Origin of the sequence: Pseudorhizobium flavum (assembly GCF_044142885.1) — a bacterium.
Taxonomy (GTDB): domain Bacteria; phylum Pseudomonadota; class Alphaproteobacteria; order Rhizobiales; family Rhizobiaceae; genus Neorhizobium; species Neorhizobium flavum.
In genome coordinates, this window is sequence record NZ_JBIOKZ010000001.1 from 365,284 (window position 1) to 386,258 (window position 20,975).

Below are 20,975 nucleotides of genomic sequence, written 5' to 3' on the forward strand. Positions count from 1 at the left end.
TGTGCCGCGAGATACTTACCAGGAGCGGATGTCCAGCACCTTGTCGCGATGAGCGGGATGCGTGCTGAAGACGAAGATCCGATCAAGTTCCTTCTGGCTCAACAACCGGAGGAAGCGGACTTCGATCGTGTTGTTGGCAAAGGTCTTCATCAGCAGGCAACCGATCTTGGATATCCGGGCGTCCGGAATATCCAGGTAGAACTGCTGGGGCAGCTTGTACTGGGTCAGGATGCCAATGATGGCTCCGCTCAGGGAGATGCGCAGGATATCGCAGCGGCGGGCGGCCATGTTCAGAACGCCATTCTCGGTATACTCGATCCGCGCCGCGTTCATGGTGTCCTCCATGCGGAACCGCGTCTCGCGGTCGTACATGAAGGACTCTTCCTTGTTCAGGAAGTGATTTTTTCCACCGCTGAATGCACCCACGGCCAGTCTCCTACTCTGCCCGACAAGCTTACAGGTCGAAGCTTAACAGAGGGTATGTCTTGGGCGCCCATGGGCGAAAAACTGTGAGATGCTCACGTTTCGGGGGAGCGCCTAAATGATGGCTCAGGTGCGATAGGTGTGCCCCTCGGCATCGAAGAGATGAAGCTTGTCGGGCGAAGCCGTCAGGCGCACGGTGTCGCCCTTCCTGCCGCTCCAGATGCCCGGAAACTTGGCGATAAGCGGCTCGTGGTCCGAAAGACCTTCGATATAAAGAAGCGTCACCTCCCCCAGGGCTTCGACCAGCGAAATTCGCCCCTCGAAGAGGAAGTCTCCATCCTCGGCAACGGAAAGGTCCTCCGGCCGTACACCGAAGCTTGCGGACTTGCCTCGTTCGGAGGCATCCGTCCGAATGGGAACCCGAACAGCCTTCCCGCCGCCGAAGCTGACGGTCGTGGTCTCGCCCGTTTCGGTGATGGTGACCGGCAGGATGTTCATCGCCGGCGAGCCGATGAAGCGTGCGACGAAGAGGTTGTGCGGCCGTTCATAAAGATCGAGCGGCGCCCCGACCTGCTCGATCCGGCCGGCTGAGAGGACGACGATGCGGTCGGCCAGCGTCATCGCCTCGACCTGGTCGTGGGTGACGTAGATCATCGTGGTGTCCGGCATGGACTCATTGAGCTTGGCAATCTCGATGCGCGTCGCGACACGAAGGGCCGCGTCCAGGTTCGAAAGGGGTTCATCGAACAGGAATACCTTGGGGTCCCGGCAGATCGCCCGGCCGATAGCGACGCGTTGCCGCTGCCCTCCCGAGAGTGCCTTGGGCAGACGATCCAGGTAGGGGGTCAACTGGAGGATGTCGGCTGCCGATCGAACCCGCCGGTCGATCTCCGCCTTGTTCTCCTTGGCGATGCGCATGCCGAAGGCCATGTTGTCGTAGACGGTCATGTGCGGGTAGAGCGCGTAGGACTGGAAGACCATTGCGATGCCGCGCTTGGAAGGCGGCACCTCATTGACCAGTTGGCCGTCAATGTACATCTCGCCGCCGGTAATGGTCTCGAGGCCCGCGATCATCCTGAGCAGCGTAGACTTGCCGCACCCCGAGGGCCCGACGAAAACGACGAACTCCCCCTGCCTGATCTCCAGATCGATGCCGTGGATCACCTTGACCTGGCCGTAGGCCTTGCGGATGTCCTTCAGAACGACGCCAGCCATTTTCCCCTCCTTTAGGCCCGCCGGGCGAAAAACGCCCCCCACGCGGGCAGGTTTATGCGGTTGCCTTCCACCGTGCTTTCGAAGCCGTGACCCTCCAGCACCTCCCAGTCGCCGGGAGGTGGCTCTGCCGTCGCCGAACCCGGCGACATGTTGAAGACGCACAGGACGATCTCGTTGCCGTAGCGCCGCTCATATTGCAGGAGCGGCATCTCGGACGAAAGCAGTTCCATGTCTCCCTTGGCCAGCGCGGGATGCTGCTTGCGGAAGGCAAGGAAGCGCCGGTACTGCTCCAGCACCGAGTCCGGATCGCCGTACTGGGCGCTGACGGCGCGAAGCTGATGTTCGACCGGAATGGGAAGCCATGTGCGGTCGGAGGTTGAGAAGCCGGCATGGAGCGCCTGAGCATCCCAGACCATCGGGGTTCGGCATCCGTCCCGCCCCTTGAACTCTGGCCAGAACTGGATCCCGTATGGGTCCTGCAGGTCGGCAAACGCGATGTCCGCTTCGGTCAAGCCCAATTCCTCGCCCTGATAGATGCAGACCGATCCGCGCTGCGTCATCAGCACTGCCGCGAGCATCCTGACATAGGCATCGCGATCCTGGACCTCGGCGCCCCAGCGGCTGGCGTGACGGACGACGTCATGATTGGAGAAGGCCCAGCAGGCCCAGCCCTCGAGCGCTGCGGCCGAAAATGCTGTCTGGACCTCCTTGACCCGCGATGGCGTCAGCGCGTCCGGCGCCAGGAATTCAAAGGCGTAGCACATATGCATCTTGTCGCCGCCGGAGGTGTACTCGCCGACAATCTCCAAGCCACGCTGGCTGTCACCCACCTCGCCGACGGCGGCAATTGCCGGGAATTCGTCGAGCACCGCGCGGAACCGCCTCAGGAAATCCAGGTTCTCCGGACGGTTCTTGTCGTAGATGTGCTCCTGGAAATTATAAGGATTGACCGCAGGCGCCGTGGAGGCGTTGCGCCGCGACACTTCTAGAGCCGGATTGTCGCGAAGTTCCTTGTCATGGAAGTAGAAGTTGATCGTGTCGAGCCGGAAGCCATCCACACCGCGCTCCAGCCAAAAGCGCGTCATGTCAAGGAGAGCATCCTGGACCTCCGGATTGTGCAGGTTGAGGTCCGGCTGGGACGTCAGGAAGTTGTGCATGTAATACTGCATGCGGGTCGGGTCCCAATGCCACGCGGACCCGCCGAAGATCGACATCCAGTTGTTCGGCGGCGTACCGTCCGGCTTGGCATCGGCCCAGACATACCAGTCCGCCTTCGGGTTGACCCGGCTCGACCGGCTCTCGATGAACCAGGCATGCTGGTCGGAACTGTGCGACATCACCAGATCGATCATCACCTTGAGGCCGAGGCGATGGGCCTCGGCGATGAGCGCGTCGAAATCCGAGAGCGTCCCGAACATCGGGTCAACCTCGGTATAGTTCGACACGTCGTAGCCGAAGTCCTTCATCGGCGACGGGAAGAACGGCGATATCCAGATCGCGTCGGCGCCGAGAGCCGAAACATGCGGCAGACGCGCGGTGATGCCTTTCAGGTCCCCGATGCCGTCACCGTTGGAGTCCTGAAAGGAGCGCGGGTAGATCTGATAAATGACGGCGCCGCGCCACCAGTCCTTGTCCGGTGCCGCGGGCGTTCCTGCGAGTATGGTCATTCAGTGTCCTGTTTTTGTGAAAGAATATGCTTCAGCCGCCCTTCACCGAACCCGCCAGCAGGCCGCGGACCAGATACCTCTGGAGCGCGAAGAACACGAGGAGGGGCACGATGATGGTGATGAAGGCGGAAGCGGTCAGAATCTCCCAGTTGCCTCCCCGCGAGCCGAGCAGCGCATTCAGTGCGCCGGTGAGGACCAGTTGGTCCCGGCTGGCGCCAAGGAAGACGATCGCGACAAGCAGGTCGTTCCAGACCCAGAGGAACTGGAAAATTGCAAAGGAGGCGAGCGCCGGGAAGGAAAGCGGGAGCACGATCTTCATGAAGATCTCGAAGTCGCTGGCGCCGTCGACACGGGCAGATTCGATGATCTCCTTGGGCAGGCCCGCGATGTAATTGCGCAGGAGGTAGATGGCGAGCGGCATGCCGAAGGCCGTGTGGGCGAGCCATATCCCGGCATAGGTCTTCGACGGGACGCCGAAGAGTATGCTGATCTCGTTATACAACCGTAGAAGCGGTATCAGCGACATCTGGAGCGGCACGACGATGAGGCCGATGACGGTCGCAATGATGATCGTGCGCCCGGGGAACTCCATCCAGGACAGCGCATAGGCTGCAAAGGCCGCAATCAGGATCGGAATGATGGTTGCCGGGATAGTCACTGTCAGCGAATTGATGAAGGACTGACCAAGACCTTCGGCATTCACCACGGTCTGATAGTTTTCCATCGTGAATTCGGGCGGCGTCGCCACCGTCAGATAGACACGCTGGCCGCGGTTTCCCTCGAAGGGTGTCGTGCTGGAATGGACATAGCTGCCGTCGCCGTTGACCGTCAGCGCCTCGCCATCTCCCAGATCGGCGGTCTCGCCGGCTTCGAACGCAGCCGGCTCCTGCACGCGAACACCGAAGGCGCGTACCGTGCCGGAAGCACCTTCCTCGAAGACATTGCCGGTGATGACATAGCTGGTACCCTCTTGCCGCTGCGCGGAAGGGTCCGCAAGGCGCACCGCGGCCGTCTGGGCGGAGCGCGAGAACGCCGTCCACCAGCCGGATGTGGTGATCTGGTCCCGGTCGCGGATCGAGGTGACCAGGATGCCGAGCGTGGGCACCAGCCAGATGATGACGATCAGTAGAACCGAGAGGTGGACAAAGAAACGGGGAAGTCCGACGCGCCGGATGCGGGCTGCCATAGTAGCCATGTCAGTGCCCCCCCGTTTCGCGGTTCGCCTGGCGGATGTTCCAGATCATGATCGGCGTCACCGCGGCCATGATCACCAGGGCGATGACCGCACTCCGGCCGGAATCACCTCCGCCACGGAACATCCAGTCGAACATCAAGTTTGCGAGCACCATCGTGTCCCACTGGCCGTTGGTCATGGTCAGCACGATGTCGAAGACCTTGAGCACGAGGATGGTGATCGTCGTCCAGACGACAGCGATTGTGGCCCATATCTGGGGAACCATGATCTTCCAGAAGATCTGCCAGCCATTGGCGCCGTCGATCACCGCCGCCTCGATCGTCTCCTCGGGAATGCCGCGCAGCGCCGCCGACAGGATCACCATGGCGAAACCGGTCTGGATCCAGATCAGGATGACCATGAGGAAGAAGTTGTTCCAGAACGGCAGCGCGATCCAGACCTGCGGGTCGCCGCCGAAGAACTGGACGATGGCATTGAGCAGGCCGATCTGCGTCTGCCCGGCGCCCCGGTACTCGTAGATGAACTTCCAGATCACCGATGCGCCGACAAAAGAGATCGCCATCGGCATGAAGACAAGGCTCTTGGCGATGTTGCCCCACCAAATGCGATCCGTCAAAACCGCGATCACCAAACCCAGGAAGGTGCAGGCGGCCGGCACCACCAGCAGCCACAAGAAATTGTTGAAGATCGACTGCCGGAACCCGGCATCGGAAAGCGCCCAACGGTAGTTGGCGAGCCCCACGAAGGCTGTTCCCGATCGGTCGTAGAAGGACAGGATGAAGGTCGCAACGACCGGATAGACGAGGTAGATGCCGAGAAGGATCAGAGCAGGCCCGAGGAAAAGCCAGGGCCGGACGACCGCTCGCCGGTTGAGGTTGCGCGACGCGCGCTGGACATCGTCCCGTGGCGTGGGGAAGATGACCTGGAGGACCTTGTCCGACAGCCAGTAATAGAGTGCGCAGACAAACACGCCGACGACCATGACGCCGACGGCCGATACGATCTGTGATGCCATCACTCCCCCCTCCCGGCCTTGCGGCTCTTGCGGCCGCTGAATCTGTTGCTGTTTCGGGAGACCGTGCGTCCGATGACCCGGGGCACGGTCCCGCCGATTTTAGTTCAAGCCATCCCAGGCTTTCTGGATATCCGTTGCTACGGCCTCTGCATCCTTGCCGCCGACATAGTCGATCATGCCCGTCCAGAAGGCGCCTGCGCCGATCTTGCCGGGCATCAGGTCCGATGCGTCGAAGCGGAAGGTGGTGGCGGAGGTGAGTATCTCACCCTGCTTCTTCAGCGGGTCGTTGGCATAGGCCTCGACGTTCACGCCCTTGTACGGCGTCAGGAACGCGGCCTGAGCCATCCATACCTCGTGCGCGATCGGCGTCTTCAGGAATTCGATGAAGGCCTGGGCGGCCGGCGAATCCTTGGTAATGGTGACCAGGGTGCCTGCGCCGAGAACGGGAGTGCCGAGATCGGCCTTGGCTTCGTAGGTCGGCATGTAGAAGAAGTCAGCATCCGCACCAAGCTCCACGCCGTCGGGGAAGAAGGACGGGATGAAGGACGCCTGATGATGCAGGTAGCACTTCGGCGGAATGTCGAAGAGGCCCTTCGGGCTGTCGCGGAAGTCGGTCGAAGCAACCGCTGCCACGCCGCCGCTGACAAATTTGTCATTGCGGGCGATCTTGCCGAATTCCTCGATCGCGCCGACGACGGCCGGATCATTGAACTTGATCTCGTTGCTCACCCACTTGTCGTAGGTCTCCGCCGGCTGGGTGCGCAGCATCAGGTCCTCGACCCAGTCGGTTGCGGGCCAGCCGGTAGCACCGCCCGAACCCAGACCGATGCACCACGGCACGCCGCCGTCCTCGACGATCTGGTCGCTGAGCGCCAACAGATCTTCCATGGTCTCCGGTACTTCATAGCCGGCCTCCTCGAAGTTCTCCGGCACGTACCAGACGAGCGACTTCACGTCCGCCTTGTAGGGGAAGGCGTAGAAGGCTTCCGCCCCGTCCTTGCCCTTGTAGGTGCCGTAACCAATCCAGCTCTCGCCGGCGCCGTAGTTTTCCTTCACCCAGTTTGCAGTCTCGTCACCAAGGGGAACGAGGAAGCCCTTGGATGCGAGATCGGCCAGCAGGCCCGGCTGCGGCAGGATGGCGATGTTCGGCGGCGAACCCGCCTGCGTGTCGATCACGATCTGCTGCTCGTAGTTCTCGGAAGAGGAATACCGGGCATCGACGCCCGTCGCCTCGCGGAAATAGGCAAGCACGCTGTTGAAGAGGATCTCGTCGTCGCCGCGCCATGGACCGAACAGAGTTAGGCTCTGCCCCTTGAGATCGCCGTGCGCCGACTTGAAGTCCTCGAAGCTCTGCCAGTTAAAACGAGAGTCTTCGCCCGGAGCGAACTTGAGCTCCTGCGCGGCAGCCCCGCCCGCCATAAGCACGGTCAGTGCAACGCCCATCCACAGTGACTTGTTTATCATCGAAGACCTCCCTCTTTGTTGGTCGCGCAGTGTCACAGATTGCTGTCTGCCCAAAGCGCTTTGATCGGTAGTCATGTGTTCTCCGACCTGTCACTGTCAAGTCCTCGGGCGGCATATTAGTGTTGCACCGCAGCACAACCAACATCCGGGCGAGTATGATCGATAGCTTTTGTTTGAGATTTCAATAAACCGCTGTTACTAGTTCAAAGCGCTTTGAGAGTGTGGCAGGGAGGAGTAGTCGTGAACCTGAGGCAGTTGGCGGAGCTGCTGGGCCTGTCACAGACAACCGTCAGTCGCGCGCTGAACGGCTATCCTGAGGTCAACAGGGCAACCCGAGAGCGCGTTCTCAAGGCTGCGGAAGAGACAGGATATCGTCCCAATGCAGCGGCGCAGCGTCTGGCCACCGGGCGGGCAGGATCGATCGGCCTCGTCATGCCCGCAGCGCCCGATTATTATGCCGATATCCATTTCGCGGAATTCCTGAGCGGCCTGGGCGAGGAAGCTGCTCGGCGGGATTTTCACTTTGTACTGATGCCGAAGAAGCCTGGCGAGGAGGAGGATGCGCTTCGCTGGCTTGTCGCGAGCGGCAGCGTCGACGGGATCTATCTCGCTTACATGCAGGCGAATGATCCGCGAATTACGCTGATGCAGTCGCTCCGGATCCCTTATCTGGTCCACGGGCGCTCGATTGGGATCGAGGGCGACTATCCTTATCTCGACGTGGACAATGAGGCCGCCTTTCGCGACGCCACCAATCTCCTCCTGGAACTCGGCCATCGGCGGATCGGCCTGCTCAACGGGCCGGGCGGTGTGGATTTTACCATCCGCCGCAAAGCCGGGGTAGAGGCGGCGCTCGCCGCGAAAGGACTTGCCCTGGAGGCTGACCAAATGCGCCATACAGCCATGACCGACGAGTTCGGCTTCCGCGGCATGAAGGAACTTCTGGAACAGCCCTCGCCCCCCACGGCCGTGCTTTGCGCAAGTACCGTACTCGCACTCGGGGCGATACGGGCCGTCAATCAAGCGGGCCTGAGGCTCGGCCGGGACATCTCCCTCATCGCCCATGACGATGTCCTGCCACTGCTCAAGCCTGAGGATTTCTCCGTGCCGCTAACCACGACTCGGTCATCACTCAGGGCCGCAGGCATGCGCATCGGCCAGCGACTGATCGACCGGATTAAGGGACTTGAGACAGGACCCGAACAGGAACTTTGGAAGGCTGAACTGATCGTGCGCAGCTCGACGGGCGCCGCCCCCCGCTGAGGGGCATAGCGCTCGTGCCGTCAGAACTTCGGGATCGGGCGCCCGAATGTCCTGCAGGCGGCAACCACGGTATTTGCCATCAACATGGCGATCGTCATAGGACCGACGCCACCGGGGACCGGCGTTATCGCACCGGCAACCGCTGCGCATTCCTCATAGGCGACATCGCCCGTGATCTTCGTCTTGCCCTCACCCTTTTCAGGCGCGGGGACGCGATTGATGCCGACGTCGACGACCGTCGCACCGGGCTTCACCCAATCGGCCCTGACCATGTGGGGGCGTCCGACGGCGGCGACGAGGATGTCCGCGTTGCGGCAGATGCCGGGCAGATCCTTGCTGCGCGAATGCGCCAGGGTCACCGTCGCATTCGACGACAGAAGCAGCATGCCCATCGGCTTGCCGAACAGGTTCGAACGACCGATGACGACCGCGTTGAGACCCGACAGGTCGGTTCCATGGATCTTGTTGATGAGGATGAGCGCACCGGCGGGCGTACAGGAGATCAGTCCGCTTGCGAGATCGCCTGTCGCGAGCTTGCCGGCGTTGACGACGTTCAGCCCGTCGACATCCTTTTCCGGCGCGATCGACTGGATCACCGGCTCCGACTTCAGGTGCTTCGGCAGCGGCAACTGGACGAGAATGCCGTGGATGGCAGGATCGGCATTCAGTTCGGAGACCAACTTCTCCAGCTCCTCCTGCGTTGTCTCCTCAGGCAGGCTGTGCTGCACGGAGTTGAAGCCGCACTGCTTCGCCATCTTGCTCTTGGAATTGACATAGGCGTGGCTGGCAGGATCATTGCCGACAATGACCACGGCAAGGCCAGGCTTCACCCCGACGTCGCTCTCCATGGCTGCCGCCGCCCTCGTCACGGTCTCAATGACCGATTCCGCCGCTACCTTGCCGTCGATGATCGTCGCCACACGCGTTCCCCGTTGTCGAATGAGACCGAAACTGAAGTCTGCGCAGCACCCTGGCTGCACATCAGGCTGTCATGCCTAATGCGTCGCAAGCAGGAGAAATGCAAGAAAGAATGCCTTCAGCGGCCACTGGCGGAGCGACGCACGACCCGTCCCCGAAGCTCGACAAGCTGGTGATGCAGTTCCCAGAGCTCCCGCTCCAGCGGGTCCTCGTCATTGGCAGGCGGGGGAAGATCTCCAGGGGAGAGCTCATGGCGAACCGACTGATGCACCTCACCCGCGATCGCCGATGCCACGAGAGGCGGATAGGACGGAGCGCAATCCGCGGGAACGGCGTTGTGATAGAGGATCTGTCGAATGCGCTCCGCCAGGGGTGCATCATCCATTGAAGGCGACAAGGCAAGGCCGTCCTCTACGCCCTCACCATGGTCCGAAAGCGCATCATTCATCTCCTGCACATCCCGGTCGGACCGCATGCCATCGCGGGCATCTTCAGAGACGGTGCGAGACACCGTTCGCGGACGACGCCTCCAGTGAAGGAACATCAGCGCTATCGACATGCCCGCCACCGCTCCGGTGGCCATCGATCCCGGGAGCGTCCAGTCCGTGGTGACGGCCCGCTCCGGCTCTGCCGGAGCGATCAAGGTCAGTGACAGCGGGCTCGCAGCATTGCCCGTCTGAGCTATGCTGCTGGCCTCGCGGTAAAGCTCCTCGGACGTCCGCGCCGCCGCTTCCAGAGAGTCCAGCTTCTGGCGCAGCGCCTGATTTTCGGGTGAGACGGCAGGCATCCGACGCTTCAGTTCGGCGAGTTTCTGCGACGCGTCCGCTTTCTGTGCCTCAAGGCCCTTCACGAGTTTCACCAGTTCCCGGTCGATGTCGGCCTTCGCGGCATCAAGCCCGCCCTTCGCACCCAGAAGGTTGGGATGGCGCGGCCCCAGCTGTTGCGAGAGCTGGTCGAAGGCAAGCTTCGCTTCGACATATCGCTGGCGGTGATACTCCAGCGCCGTGTATTCGAGCCGATCCGGCAGCGACTGCTTCAACACGTCAGCAGACGTCATCGACGCCGCTTCCTGCACCTGCTCGTCGAGTTGCATGAGCCGGGCTTCAAGCGCACTGATTTCCTGTCGGGACAACTCCGCCGCTCCGCCCGCGCGCTTGGCCGCAGCAAGCTCTTTGCTGTCGAGACCCGCCTTGAAGGCTTCGAGGTCCCTTTTCGCCTTTTCCGCCGCCGCCTTGAGTTTCGGCAATCTCTGATCGGGCGCGACAGGAAGCCAAACAGCCGGGTTGTCGAGAAGTTCAGCGGCCACGCTGTTGGCTGCACGCGTTGCGGTGGCCGCGTCGGAAGCAGTCGCGCGGACCAGCAGCATCCTGCCGTCTTCCGCGGGGACAAGCTGGACTGAACCGGCTGCCACCTCAGCGGCCGCTTCGTCAACGGAGGCAACCGGTGGAGCGCCCAGCAGTGCGTCGAGTATCATCCTAGACAGGGAGCTGTTTCCGGCATCCGCTTCGTTCTGTCGCTCCACTGCGGTATGGACGCGCTCGGCGCCCTCCGAGGATATGGCATTCGACAAGGATGCCGCCATCGAAGCCGTGAGCGCTCCACCCTCGATTTTCAGGGTCGCATCCACGCTGACCTGGCGGGGCGACCACGTTGCCAGGGGAAGCGAGATCAGGGCACCTACAGCCGCGGCGAGGAGGACAGTCACGATGCCGCGCAGGAGGCGCGAGGGCGCCGCCGATGCCAATGCATCGACTTCACTCAGGTCATGGTTCGGACGCTCGGCTAGCATCGGTCAGTCCGGCAGTTGGGTCTGCCGCCTCAGGAGATCATGAAGGGATGCTAAACAGACGTGGGAAACAAACCGTTAACCGATGGCGGGATTCCGTCTCACGCCGCCTGTCGGTGAGGTTCGTTCTGCGACCCCGGAGGCGCAGCCTGAGGCGGCTCCATTCGCACGACAAGACTTTCAGGTGTCGTGCCACAAAACAGCTTGAGGCTCGCTGAAACCACCGAGAGCCGAAGCCGATCTTCGGCGCTGATATCGGGAATGGCAATCAGTGCCAGATCGGAATGGGGAAGATCGCGGAGCTCACCAAGGTCCGCCGTTGTGTAACCGTGCCAGGGTGCATGGGCCTTGAGATGACGCCCTGCCGAAGCCAGCTCATCGGCCGTCCGGCCGATCACGACGATCCGCAGCGGACGCTCGACGAAGGTCAGCAGCGCAGGGACGAGCTCGGAGGCAGAGCAGTCCCAGCGCCCGCTCCTCCACGAGCATAGTCTGCGCAGACGCGGTGCAAGGAAAATCGACCATAGACGGGAGACGGCTGCGAGCGGACCGCGGTTAGACCTGTGCACAACTTCATCGAATGAAACTGATGTACCAGTCGCCTGTCCGACGATCATTGCTTCCAGCGCCGACAGCGTCGCGTTCCAAGCTTGCAGCCGGTCAACGGCCCGGCCCTCTGTCAGAGATAGCAGCTGAACACAAACCGGGACACAATCCTGATCTGGAGAGTTTGCTTCTCGCATGAACGACCACCGAACCATCTTTGGCCGGTAGTTGTAGCAGAGCCCGGTGAATGGCCGCGTAAGCAGATCGCTCAATTTTTAAACGATCGGTGCTTTACGGGCTAATGGGTGGCAGGCTTCGGCTCCTCGACCACAACGCCTTCGACAATCTTGGTCGGCGCGATCGGTCGCTTGCCTTCCCGGGCAACATTGGTTCGAATGTCTTCCTTGGATATGAAGTCCAGTTGTTCGACAAGGACTTCATCGACCATTCCTTCGCCCAGCTTGGCGTTCAGCTGGTCCTTGATGCGGGTACGGAATGTCTCCAGATCAAACGCGCCCGGGTTGCCGAGATCGATCATCTTGTCGCCGACCAGCAGTGTGAACAACTGGTCGGTCGTCAGTTCCGTCATCGGAAGCTTCTGGCCCTTGATCTGTTCCTTGTCCATCATGAACGAGAAGCGGCCAAGGAAATAGCCTGTGATCATACCGTCAGAGATGACCGGAACCGTGAGCGATTCGCCCCGGACGAGTTCCAATGCCTCCTTGCGGGCAGCCTCCTCGTCGACGGGTGGCGGCGGTGCAGACATCTGGACGGAGAAATAAACTGCGGCCAGCGTCACGATGCAGACCCACAGTCCGGTCAGAAGCAGCTTGATCATCACATCTCGCTGTAGAGGAATTGTTCCTGGGTATATGTGCCGTCACCGTCGGCTTCGCGGGCCGCGTTCTTGAGGAGGTCAGCGACCGCGCGTACGGCGTGCAGATGTGCCTCGACACGGCGCGCATTGATCGCGAGTTTTTCCTTCAAGTGGTGCATCTGGTCGATGTGCGCGACTGCCAGTTCCTTCGGATCGGTGCTCCGGAACAACATGGTCAATTCATACAGGCACCTGCTTTTGTGCGCGTTCGAGACCTTGAGGTCGAACTCGGCATCCGTCCCCAGCCGCTGGTTCTCGTTATCTACGATCATCTCCAGGCGGCCGAGCACTGTCTTGATCCGGTGATCGTTTGAAACAACTTCCATTTGTCCTGCCCCAGCATTTTCCATATCAGGCCTCACCCTCTTGCGTAGGAGCAAGATCCAGGACCTGACGTTCAATATCGGTCTTCATCCGCATGGCGCGATCGCGATCGCTTTCATCTGTCGTGGCATTGACGACTGCCGCCTCCTGCCGCGCCAACGCCTGGGAGTACATCTGCTCGGCAATGCCGATCCCGCCGTTCCGCGACATGCCGTCTGCGATCTGCTCGGCCATCATGCTCTTCCAGAACTCGCCGGCCGAACCCTTGCCATAGACCTGCTCGCTGTCGCTCGGCAGCATGGAGCTGACGAAGTTCTGCAGGATGCTTGCTTCGAACTTCCGGTATTCCTCCGGCATCCGCGCGGTCTCTGCCGCGGGCGCGGGATTGGCGAGCCCTGCCTTCGTCGCCGGTGTCGAGATGACGTCGAGCGCCGCGCCGAAACCTGCCCCGACCTCGGCCAGGCTGCTCGCCGCAAATGCAGCCTTGTTCGCCTTCAACTTCGCCTGGGCCGCCTGGACTTCAGCCGGGTCTGCAGCCCGGACCACGTCCAGGACGAGATCGCTGGGAGGGGAGATCGCCACGTCAGTTCCTTTCGCCACGGCCGCCAGGCATGTCGGCCATGGCAGCAACGGTTCGATTGCTTTCTAGCGGCGGCCTGGGCCGCCCCTTTTCGACTGTGGCCAAGACTATGACGACTGAACCTTGCTGGAGGCTGGCGCGGCGAAGGTGATTTCCAGGAGATCGTAGATCGCCTGGTCGGACGCCTGGCGCTCCTCCTGCTCGCGTGCCTTCTTCATGTGCGCCTCGAGCCGATCGCCCTTTGTGCGCTCCCGGAGCACCTTCATTTCCTGTATCTGCTGGATGCTCTCCAACTGGCCGTCCTTGATCGTCAGGCGGCCGAAGCGCTCGGCGTAGTTCTGCGAAAAGGAACGGTGAATCGGATCGATCGAGCCGATCGCCTGGATCACGACCTCCATCGACTGGGCCACCTCGGCACGGTGCTGGGTCGTCGCGGCGAGCTCGTGCTCCGCCATCTTTTCCATATGGCGCTGGACGCTCACGAGGCGTTTCAGCTTCTTCGACCTGTTCTGCTCGTCAGCCATGACACCTCAGAAGGAAAGAAAGACCATCGGGAAACCGTCCGCGAACTGGCGAATCAGGGCGGCGATCGACAGGTAGAGCAGGAACAGACCGCCCGCGAGCAGGAATGGGGTGGAAATGAAGAAGACCGGGATCTGTGGCGCAAGCTTGTTGATCAACCCAATGCCGACGTTGAACATCAGGCCGTAGATCAGGAAGGGGCTCGCAAGCCGCAACATCAGATCCGTCGAGGCGCGCAACGTGTCCGTCAGAGTAATCAGCATCTTTTGAGGATCGACCAGATTTCCAACAGGCGTCGCCGCGTAGGAATCCACCAGCGCGCGGATGACGATGTGATGGAAGTCGAGCATGAAGAGCAGCAGAAGCGCGCTGAAGGTCAGGAGGTTCGTCAGCTGGTTTTCTGAGGTGTCCTCCAGGACGTCCGTGCCGCCGGGCGCCGTGAACCCAATCGACATGGTGAGGATTGCGCCTGCATACTGCATGCCCAACGTGTAGAGGCGGGCGATCAATCCGTAGACGACACCGATAAGCGTTTCGCTGACGATCAGCCCAATATAGGTAGCATCGGGCGAAGTAGCTCGCGGATAGATGACGTCCCATAGAAGCGGGAGAACCGCCACGGACACGGCCACCGCCAGGAAAAGTCGAATATTGGCAGGTACGCGCGCGCTTCCAAATCCCGGCAGAACCATGATGCACCCGCCCATGCGACAGAAGGCGAGAAACAGTGCCAGTATGGTCCCCTGCGGGTCGGTAATCATCCGGACGATCCCCTGCCGGGCTCGGCCATCAGGAGATGGAGCCCAAAATCTTGATCTCGAGTCCCTTGGCAAGTTCGACGTGGGAGAGAACGGGAAGCGTCGCAAACAGCCGCTCGATGATCATGCGGACATAGGACCGTGTTTCAGGCGATGTGACAAGGACGAAAGGCAGTCCGCGGTCCATGAATTCACGGATAACTTTAGTCGCTTGCTCGCTGAACTCCTCCAGGCTGCGCGGATCGATGTCGAACTCGACGACCTCGCCCTTCGCATCCCGCTTCAGGGCCTGGTGGAAGATCATGTCCCACTTGGTTCCGAGGCGGAGAACGCGAAGCACACCATTGTCCGCCAGATCGCCGCACAACTGCTGTGACATGCGAACACGGACATGCTCGACGATTTGCTCGGTCTTGCGCACGTGAGGAGCCAACTCCGCGACGGCTTCCAGAATCAGGTGCAGGTTGCGGATCGAGACGCGCTCGGCGAGCAGAAGCTTCAGCACCGCCTGTAGGCCCGAATAGGACATATGCGAGGAGCAGATCTCGTCGGCGAGCTTCTTGTATTCGGGATCAAGGCGATCGATCAGGACCTTCACGTCCTTGTAGGACAGGAGTTGCGGAAGGTTGTTGCGAATGACCTCGGACATGTGCGTCAGTACGACCGAGACGTTGTCGATCGGATGGAAGCCCTCGCGCTTCAGGTCTTCGGCAAAGGTCTCGAGAATCGATACGGCCGGCATGCCGAATGCGGGCTCGCGAATCTCGTCACCCGGGATGCTCGGCTTGCGGCCGGAACCGGTCACGACCAGCACGTCGCCGACACGCAGCGTGTTTGACGCGATCGTCGTACCGTGGATACGGATCTGGTAGGACTTCTCCGGGATCATGATGTCGTCTGACACCTTGATCTCCGGAACCACGAAGCCGTACTGGGTCGCGAACTTCTTGCGCATCTTGCCGACGCGGAAGGCGAGTTCCTGATGCGCACCGAGCAGGCGCGTGGAGACCTGCTTGCCGAGTGCCAGCTCGATTTCGGCCGTCCGGAGCGCGCTCTTGACGGAATCCTTCTCCGCCTCCTTGTTCTGGACGACCTTCTTCTCCTCGTCCTCGCGGCGCTGCTTGTTCTCGGTCTCCAGACGCCGCGGAATATACCATGCGCCGAAGCCCATCACGCCGCCGAGCGCCAGGAAAGGCACCAGCGGAAGACCCGGGACGAGCGCCAGCATTCCCATCAGGCTGGCCGCCATAGAGAGAGCACGCGGGTAGCCGCTCAGCTGGTCCACGACTGCCTTGTCGGTTGACCCGGCTGTGCCGCCGCGCGACACGAGGAGGCCCGCGGCCAGCGAAACAACCAGCGCCGGAATCTGCGAGACAATGCCGTCGCCCACCGACAGCTTGACGAAGACATCGGCCGCTTCGCCAATTTCCATGCCGTGACGGAAATAGCCGATAATGATCCCGCCGAAGATGTTGATCGCGGTAATGATGAGGCCGGCGATCGCATCACCACGGACGAACTTGGATGCACCGTCCATGGCGCCGAAGAAGGAGCTTTCCTGCTCGAGCTCGCCGCGACGGCGTTGCGCCTCCTTCTCGTCGATTACGCCTGCGGAGAGATCCGCATCGATCGACATCTGCTTGCCGGGTATCGCATCGAGGGTGAAGCGGGCGCCGACTTCTGCGATACGCGTGGCACCCTTGGTGATGACGATGAAGTTGACGGTGATCAGGATCATGAAGACGATGATCCCGATCACGAAGTCGCCGGACATGACCAGGCCGGCGAAGCCGGAGATCACGCCGCCCGCGGCGTCGTGGCCCTGGTGTCCATTCGAAAGGATGACGCGCGTCGTTGCGATGTTGAGCGACAGGCGGATCATCGTGGCGATCAGCAGGATGGTCGGAAAGGACGAGAAGTCCAGCGGCCGCTGGATCCAGAGCGCCACCATCAGGATCAGCACGGAGAAGGCGATCGAGAATGCCAGCCCCATGTCGATCATGAAGGTCGGTATGGGCAGGAACAGGATGCCGAGGATCGCGATGATGCCCAGCGCAAAGCCGACATCACGTCCGTTCGGTGCTACCTTGGGAATGGAAAGTGCAGGTGGTTGCGCCATGATGCATCCGTCTCTTCATGAGATGGCGGCAGAAGTACTGCCAGTTCACCGTCTTCCTAGACGGCGAAGCTTGCGCGAGGGTGTCATCCCATCGGCCGGGTCAGAAGCCCGACTGCACCCGCGAAAAGACGAGGTTGGCGAACAGGTTGATCTGAGCGCCGATAAAGGGCGCCGAGACGCCGATCATGATCATGATGGCGACGATCTTCGGCACGAAGGTGAGCGTCATTTCCTGCACCTGCGTGAGCGCCTGCAGGATAGCGATGCCGACGCCAACAATCATGGCCGTCAGCACGGCGGGACCGGACGCCACGAGGATGGTCCAGATCGCCGCCTGCATGATATCCAGGGCATCGGCTTCGTTCATGTCGCCAGCTCCGACCCGAATCATTCGGGCCTTCAGTCATCAGCTTGTTGTATCGTCGCCTGAACCGTCCGTCGACCCGCCAGTGTTATCGCCGGGCGTCGTCTTGACGATCGGATTGTCGGAGATCACCACGCCGGCCTGCAACAGGACCTTGTCGTTGTTCTCGGTGATGACGATCACGCCATCCGAGTAGACTTCGACTTCCTTGACCTTACCCATGACCTTGTCGTCGGCGCTCTGGACATACTTGCCGACGAGATCGCCCGCACGTGTCAGCGCCTCCGCCTGCAGCATGCTGCGCAGGTGGGCGTTCGTCTGGATCGTCTGCTCGACCTGGGAGAAGGAGGCAAGCTGGGACATCTGCTCGCTCGCATCCATCGGATCGGTCGGATCCTGGTTCTTCATCTGGGCGATGAGCAGCTTCAGGAAGCTGTCGTAGTTCAGCCCTGCCTTGTCAGCGTCCTTCGTCGTGGCGGCGGCATTCGCCCAGGGGTTGGAAGCCGCCGTGGTTACCGGATCTACCGCCATGGGGCGATCTCCTTGCGAATCTGCTCGACCGTCGCCGGCGTCATTTCCTGGCTGTTGAGGATGCGGTCCTCGATCGGATAGAGGCCGCGAATAGCCTTCAGAGCATCGAAGGCGCGCCCCGAGGCTACCATCCCGTCAATCCGCTTCAGCTCTGCCAGCACCTCTTCGTTCTGGAAGCAGTTCAGGAGCATGCTCACCGACTTCCGGAAAAGAGCCATCGACTGGTCCTTGCCTTCGGGATTGATCAACATCATCTGGGCAATGAAGTAGAGTTGCCGCAGCGGCGTCGTTGCTTCCTCCGGCTGGAGGACGTGGTTTTCCAGGAGGAACGTCACATCGTTCAGGAATTCCAATGCAACCTTGCGATCAACCCGCAGCACCGCGCCGTTGATGAAGATGCGTTCGCCCGATTTCAGCGAGATGCGCAGCGTACTTTTCATTTAAGTCCATCCTTGATGATGGTGGTCACGTCGATGATGCCCTGGTAGTTCGTCGACTGGCGCTTCCTGATCCGCTCGCATTCCTTCAGTATCCAGATCGCGATCGAAATCAGATTGGCGCGCAGCTCCGAGCCGAGCTCGTTTTCCGGCTGCTTGAGGTCCTCGATCAGACGTATCCAGACCCGCCGTGTGTAGTAGACCGCCTCGATAGTGTGGCGGGAATAAGCTCCTGCGTCACGCGCGGCGACCAGAAGTTCTATCGATCGTTCCAGCGCCTGCCGTTCACGGTCCTTGGCGTCGGCGACGCCATCTTCCATGATCTCGGCATATGAAAACTGGTACATTCATGTATCCTTCATTTTCACCTGTTTCCTCAATCATCTGAGGAAGTTGACCAGACTTAACTGTTGTAGACGTGCGGTCAGCGTGTAGGCTGTCTCGATCAACGCCTGAAGGCCCTTGACCCGGGTGGACGCCTCGTAGGCATCCACCGATTCGAGGTCGTTGAGATGCACTTCGATGATCTTCTGCTGTGCCTCGAGCGTCTCGTCGGCCTTTTTCACCCGTTCTGCCGAAAGACCGAGACGGGCCCGCTCACCGGTGAGGCTCGACATCGCCTGGCCGATGTAGGCCTGGGCGCGGGTCGTCACGACGCTGCGAGCTTCATCCGAAATGTCGTTCGTGAGAAACTCCATCGAAATCAGGGAGGTCAAAACGAACTTCCGCATGCCTGCAGTGTTGGAATTCGTGGAGGTCTCGACGATCTCGCTCTGCGTGATGCGGCTCTTCATGTTCTCGTCGGACGCATTGGATACATAGGCCGCCCAGAAATCCGTACCGACGGTCGCGATGTCGTGAGGTGGGTCCGTGAGCGGCGAACTGCCGTCGAACTTCGATTCCATAAGGTCCAGGAAGTCCGACATGTCCTGCTGGGTCATGTCGCTTCGCGACGCAATAGCATTGTCCGTCAGGAACTTCGCCAGCTCGGCATCAAAAGCGACCTGTACCGCGGAACCGGCCGCCGCGACGTTCTCGAACGGCTTGATGTCGGAGTTGATGCCCGCAAACAGGTATTCACCGTTTACCGACGTATTGGCGAAGCTGGCAAATGTGTCCAGCGCCGACTGAATGGACGTGCGTGCGACGCTGAGGTTCGTGGAATCGCTGCTGCCGCCGATGCCGATGAGGGAATCGAGAATCTTCTGGCCGAGACCAGACATCTTCGACAGCGCCTCTTCCGAGGATTCCAGCCGCTGGGTGGCGAGAGAGTTGGTGGTCAGCATCGACTTGATGCGCAACACGTCGCGGGTGAGGTCGAGGCTTCTGGACGTGGTCGCGCCAAGCGCCACACCGACGTCCGCGTGCCGGCCCGTCGTTACCTCCTGCTGCGCGGCGACCATGTCCTGCTGCGCCTTGGCGACAGCGTAACGCATCGTTGTCTGGATACTGAGCGATGAAATGAAAGAAGTCTTCATGATCAGCTCGCCGCCTCGAGCAGGGCCTGCATCATCGTGTCGACCGTCGACATCAGTTTTGCCGCCGCCTTGTAGGACTGCTCGATATCGAGCAGCAACGACAGCTCCTCGTCGAGGCTTACGCCGGTTTCGCTGGAATAGGCATCCGTTGCCCGGCTGAGCATCGCCAGCTTGTTCTCCGTGGCCGACGTTGCCGTGCTGCGCAGCATCTCGAGCCAGCCGATGGAATCTGCAGCGAAGGATTGCAGATCGAGCTTGCCGCCGACCTGGGTGCTTGCCGCAAAGTCGATTCTCACCTCGAAGGCATCGTCGTACTTGTTGAGCAGATCCGAGAAGCCGGTCGAGGCCGTGGTGTTGACGACATAGTTTACGCCGTTGATGCCGCCGTCGCGGATCAACATCGGGTTACCCGACGGGGGGATCACCAGCGGGTTGACCTTGATGCGGGCCGCCAGCCCCGGCTCGACCATGTTGGCGGCGGGGATTGTACCGAGATCCCAGGTGAAGAGGCCGGGCGCAAGAATGGCCGGCGCCGGAGGAACGACCGTCTGGTCCGTCTCGGCAAACGCCATGATCAGTCCACGGGCGATCTCGTCCATCTGGCTCTGGTAGACGGGAACGACATCGTCACGCAGTTGCAGCAGCGCCTGGATCGATCCCTTGGCGTTGGTCTCAGGACCGACACCCGCCTTGACCGCCACGCCGTCGATATAGACGCCGTTGCCGGTCGTGGTGGCGCCGTAGGCGACCGTCGGTGCAAAGGTGACGGGCCGCGGAACGGTCTCGAACAACACCGTGCCCTCTGTCGTGTACAGGACCAGGTCGTTGTTCTCGCGCGACAGCGTGGTGACGCCGACGATCTCTGCGATCTGCTTCAGGAGCGTCTCTCGTTCGTCAAGCGCATCGTTCGGGTTGGCACCGACCGCTGTCTCCTGCTTTACCCGATTGTTGGCGATCTCGAACTGCGCCAGCAGCTTGTTCAGTTCCTCGACGCCCTGCTTGATGTCGTCGTCGGCGCGCTTGCGAATGGCCTGCAACTGGTCCGAGGCAGTGTTGAGCGAATTGGCCAGATCCACGGCTGTCGAGATGACCGTCGCACCGACGGTCGTTTCGCTCGGCTTGCTCGCCCAGGTCTGGAGATTGTTGCGCAGATTGGCGATTATCGCGGAGGGCGACGTCTCATAGTCGTTGCCGCCCATCAGGGACTTTACCTCTTCGAGGCCGGAAAGCAGGATCTGCTGACCGCTGTAGAGGGAGGAGCTTTCGATGGTCTGCCGGTAGAGCGCCTGGTTCTGGGAGCGCTCGATGGCAACGACGAGAGAACCATTGCCCCCTGTCGTCAGCACCGCGGATCGCCGGACGTAGTTGGCGTTCTGCGCGTTCGCAATGTTCTTCGATGCGACGCCGGTCTGAATGCCGGTGTTGTTGAAGATGGATTGCGCCGTTGAAAGTGCGGACGAAAGGGACATGGGTAGCTGCCTCTAGGAACTAGC

At 61.1% G+C, this 20,975-nt stretch carries 22 protein-coding genes; 1 reads left to right on the forward strand and 21 read right to left on the reverse strand.

Annotated features, from left to right (window positions below):
• Positions 1-15: 15 nt before the first annotated feature.
• The 6 genes from ACEPP2_RS01650 to ACEPP2_RS01675 all read right to left on the reverse strand — a co-directional run bounded on the left by ACEPP2_RS01650 (position 16) and on the right by ACEPP2_RS01675 (position 6,976).
• On the reverse strand, positions 16-372 hold the full coding sequence (locus tag ACEPP2_RS01650; protein ID WP_077549188.1) for a hypothetical protein: 357 nt from the start codon (positions 370-372) through the stop codon (positions 16-18).
• A 177-nt stretch (positions 373-549) separates the two neighbouring features.
• Positions 550-1,638, reverse strand: a complete 1,089-nt coding sequence (locus tag ACEPP2_RS01655) for an ABC transporter ATP-binding protein (RefSeq protein ID WP_281978670.1) — start codon at positions 1,636-1,638, stop codon at positions 550-552.
• A gap of 11 nt (positions 1,639-1,649) precedes the next feature.
• Positions 1,650-3,305 carry a beta-galactosidase BglA gene (gene bglA, locus ACEPP2_RS01660; RefSeq protein WP_395515599.1) on the reverse strand — a complete coding sequence of 552 codons (1,656 nt, stop codon included), beginning with the start codon at positions 3,303-3,305 and terminating at the stop codon, positions 1,650-1,652.
• A 31-nt stretch (positions 3,306-3,336) separates the two neighbouring features.
• Entirely contained in the window at positions 3,337-4,491 is a 1,155-nt protein-coding gene (locus tag ACEPP2_RS01665) for a carbohydrate ABC transporter permease (RefSeq protein ID WP_395515797.1), read from the reverse strand.
• A gap of 10 nt (positions 4,492-4,501) precedes the next feature.
• Positions 4,502-5,515 carry a carbohydrate ABC transporter permease gene (locus ACEPP2_RS01670; RefSeq protein WP_077549095.1) on the reverse strand — a complete coding sequence of 338 codons (1,014 nt, stop codon included), beginning with the start codon at positions 5,513-5,515 and terminating at the stop codon, positions 4,502-4,504.
• 99 nt (positions 5,516-5,614) lie between these two features.
• Positions 5,615-6,976: an ABC transporter substrate-binding protein gene (locus ACEPP2_RS01675; protein WP_077549187.1), complete on the reverse strand. Its 1,362-nt coding sequence runs from the start codon at positions 6,974-6,976 to the stop codon at positions 5,615-5,617.
• A gap of 243 nt (positions 6,977-7,219) precedes the next feature.
• On the opposite strand from ACEPP2_RS01675, the gene ACEPP2_RS01680 reads away from it, so the two are divergent.
• On the forward strand, positions 7,220-8,242 hold the full coding sequence (locus ACEPP2_RS01680) for a LacI family DNA-binding transcriptional regulator (RefSeq protein ID WP_395515600.1): 1,023 nt from the start codon (positions 7,220-7,222) through the stop codon (positions 8,240-8,242).
• Between the two features lie 20 nt (positions 8,243-8,262).
• On the opposite strand, the gene folD is transcribed toward ACEPP2_RS01680, so the two are convergent.
• From folD to flgK, 15 genes are all read right to left on the reverse strand, one after another.
• Positions 8,263-9,162, reverse strand: coding sequence for a bifunctional methylenetetrahydrofolate dehydrogenase/methenyltetrahydrofolate cyclohydrolase FolD (gene folD / locus ACEPP2_RS01685; RefSeq protein ID WP_395515601.1), 900 nt, complete (start codon positions 9,160-9,162; stop codon positions 8,263-8,265).
• 116 nt (positions 9,163-9,278) lie between these two features.
• Positions 9,279-10,949 carry a GumC domain-containing protein gene (locus ACEPP2_RS01690; RefSeq protein WP_395515602.1) on the reverse strand — a complete coding sequence of 557 codons (1,671 nt, stop codon included), beginning with the start codon at positions 10,947-10,949 and terminating at the stop codon, positions 9,279-9,281.
• 98 nt (positions 10,950-11,047) lie between these two features.
• Entirely contained in the window at positions 11,048-11,515 is a 468-nt protein-coding gene (locus ACEPP2_RS01695) for a hypothetical protein (protein ID WP_395515603.1), read from the reverse strand.
• A gap of 275 nt (positions 11,516-11,790) precedes the next feature.
• On the reverse strand, positions 11,791-12,330 hold the full coding sequence (locus tag ACEPP2_RS01700) for a hypothetical protein (RefSeq protein WP_077549090.1): 540 nt from the start codon (positions 12,328-12,330) through the stop codon (positions 11,791-11,793).
• Positions 12,330-12,695, reverse strand: a complete 366-nt coding sequence (locus ACEPP2_RS01705; RefSeq protein WP_052636985.1) for a hypothetical protein — start codon at positions 12,693-12,695, stop codon at positions 12,330-12,332. The genes ACEPP2_RS01700 and ACEPP2_RS01705 overlap by 1 nt, the downstream gene beginning before the upstream one ends.
• 25 nt (positions 12,696-12,720) lie before the next feature.
• Entirely contained in the window at positions 12,721-13,275 is a 555-nt protein-coding gene (locus ACEPP2_RS01710) for a rod-binding protein (protein ID WP_077549089.1), read from the reverse strand.
• 105 nt (positions 13,276-13,380) lie between these two features.
• Positions 13,381-13,797 carry a hypothetical protein gene (locus tag ACEPP2_RS01715; RefSeq protein ID WP_395515604.1) on the reverse strand — a complete coding sequence of 139 codons (417 nt, stop codon included), beginning with the start codon at positions 13,795-13,797 and terminating at the stop codon, positions 13,381-13,383.
• A gap of 6 nt (positions 13,798-13,803) precedes the next feature.
• Entirely contained in the window at positions 13,804-14,556 is a 753-nt protein-coding gene (gene fliR, locus ACEPP2_RS01720; protein ID WP_077549087.1) for a flagellar biosynthetic protein FliR, read from the reverse strand.
• A gap of 28 nt (positions 14,557-14,584) precedes the next feature.
• Positions 14,585-16,672, reverse strand: coding sequence for a flagellar biosynthesis protein FlhA (flhA, locus tag ACEPP2_RS01725; RefSeq protein WP_052636981.1), 2,088 nt, complete (start codon positions 16,670-16,672; stop codon positions 14,585-14,587).
• Between the two features lie 100 nt (positions 16,673-16,772).
• Positions 16,773-17,039, reverse strand: coding sequence for a flagellar biosynthesis protein FliQ (fliQ, locus tag ACEPP2_RS01730; RefSeq protein ID WP_052641656.1), 267 nt, complete (start codon positions 17,037-17,039; stop codon positions 16,773-16,775).
• 39 nt (positions 17,040-17,078) lie between these two features.
• Positions 17,079-17,567 (reverse strand): flagellar hook assembly protein FlgD, encoded by a 489-nt coding sequence (gene flgD / locus ACEPP2_RS01735; RefSeq protein ID WP_077549085.1) that lies wholly within the window; start codon positions 17,565-17,567, stop codon positions 17,079-17,081.
• A complete protein-coding gene (flbT, locus tag ACEPP2_RS01740) occupies positions 17,558-18,007 on the reverse strand; it encodes a flagellar biosynthesis repressor FlbT (RefSeq protein ID WP_077549084.1) in 450 nt (149 codons plus the stop codon). The genes flgD and flbT overlap by 10 nt, the downstream gene beginning before the upstream one ends.
• Positions 18,004-18,351 carry a flagellar biosynthesis regulator FlaF gene (gene flaF, locus ACEPP2_RS01745; RefSeq protein ID WP_052636977.1) on the reverse strand — a complete coding sequence of 116 codons (348 nt, stop codon included), beginning with the start codon at positions 18,349-18,351 and terminating at the stop codon, positions 18,004-18,006. Before flaF ends, flbT begins: the two co-directional genes overlap by 4 nt.
• A gap of 33 nt (positions 18,352-18,384) precedes the next feature.
• Positions 18,385-19,482: a flagellar hook-associated family protein gene (locus ACEPP2_RS01750; RefSeq protein WP_077549083.1), complete on the reverse strand. Its 1,098-nt coding sequence runs from the start codon at positions 19,480-19,482 to the stop codon at positions 18,385-18,387.
• Positions 19,483-19,484: 2 nt separating this feature from the next.
• Complete coding sequence (flgK, locus tag ACEPP2_RS01755; RefSeq protein ID WP_395515605.1) at positions 19,485-20,951, reverse strand: flagellar hook-associated protein FlgK; 1,467 nt, start codon at positions 20,949-20,951, stop codon at positions 19,485-19,487.
• Positions 20,952-20,975: the final 24 nt, after the last annotated feature.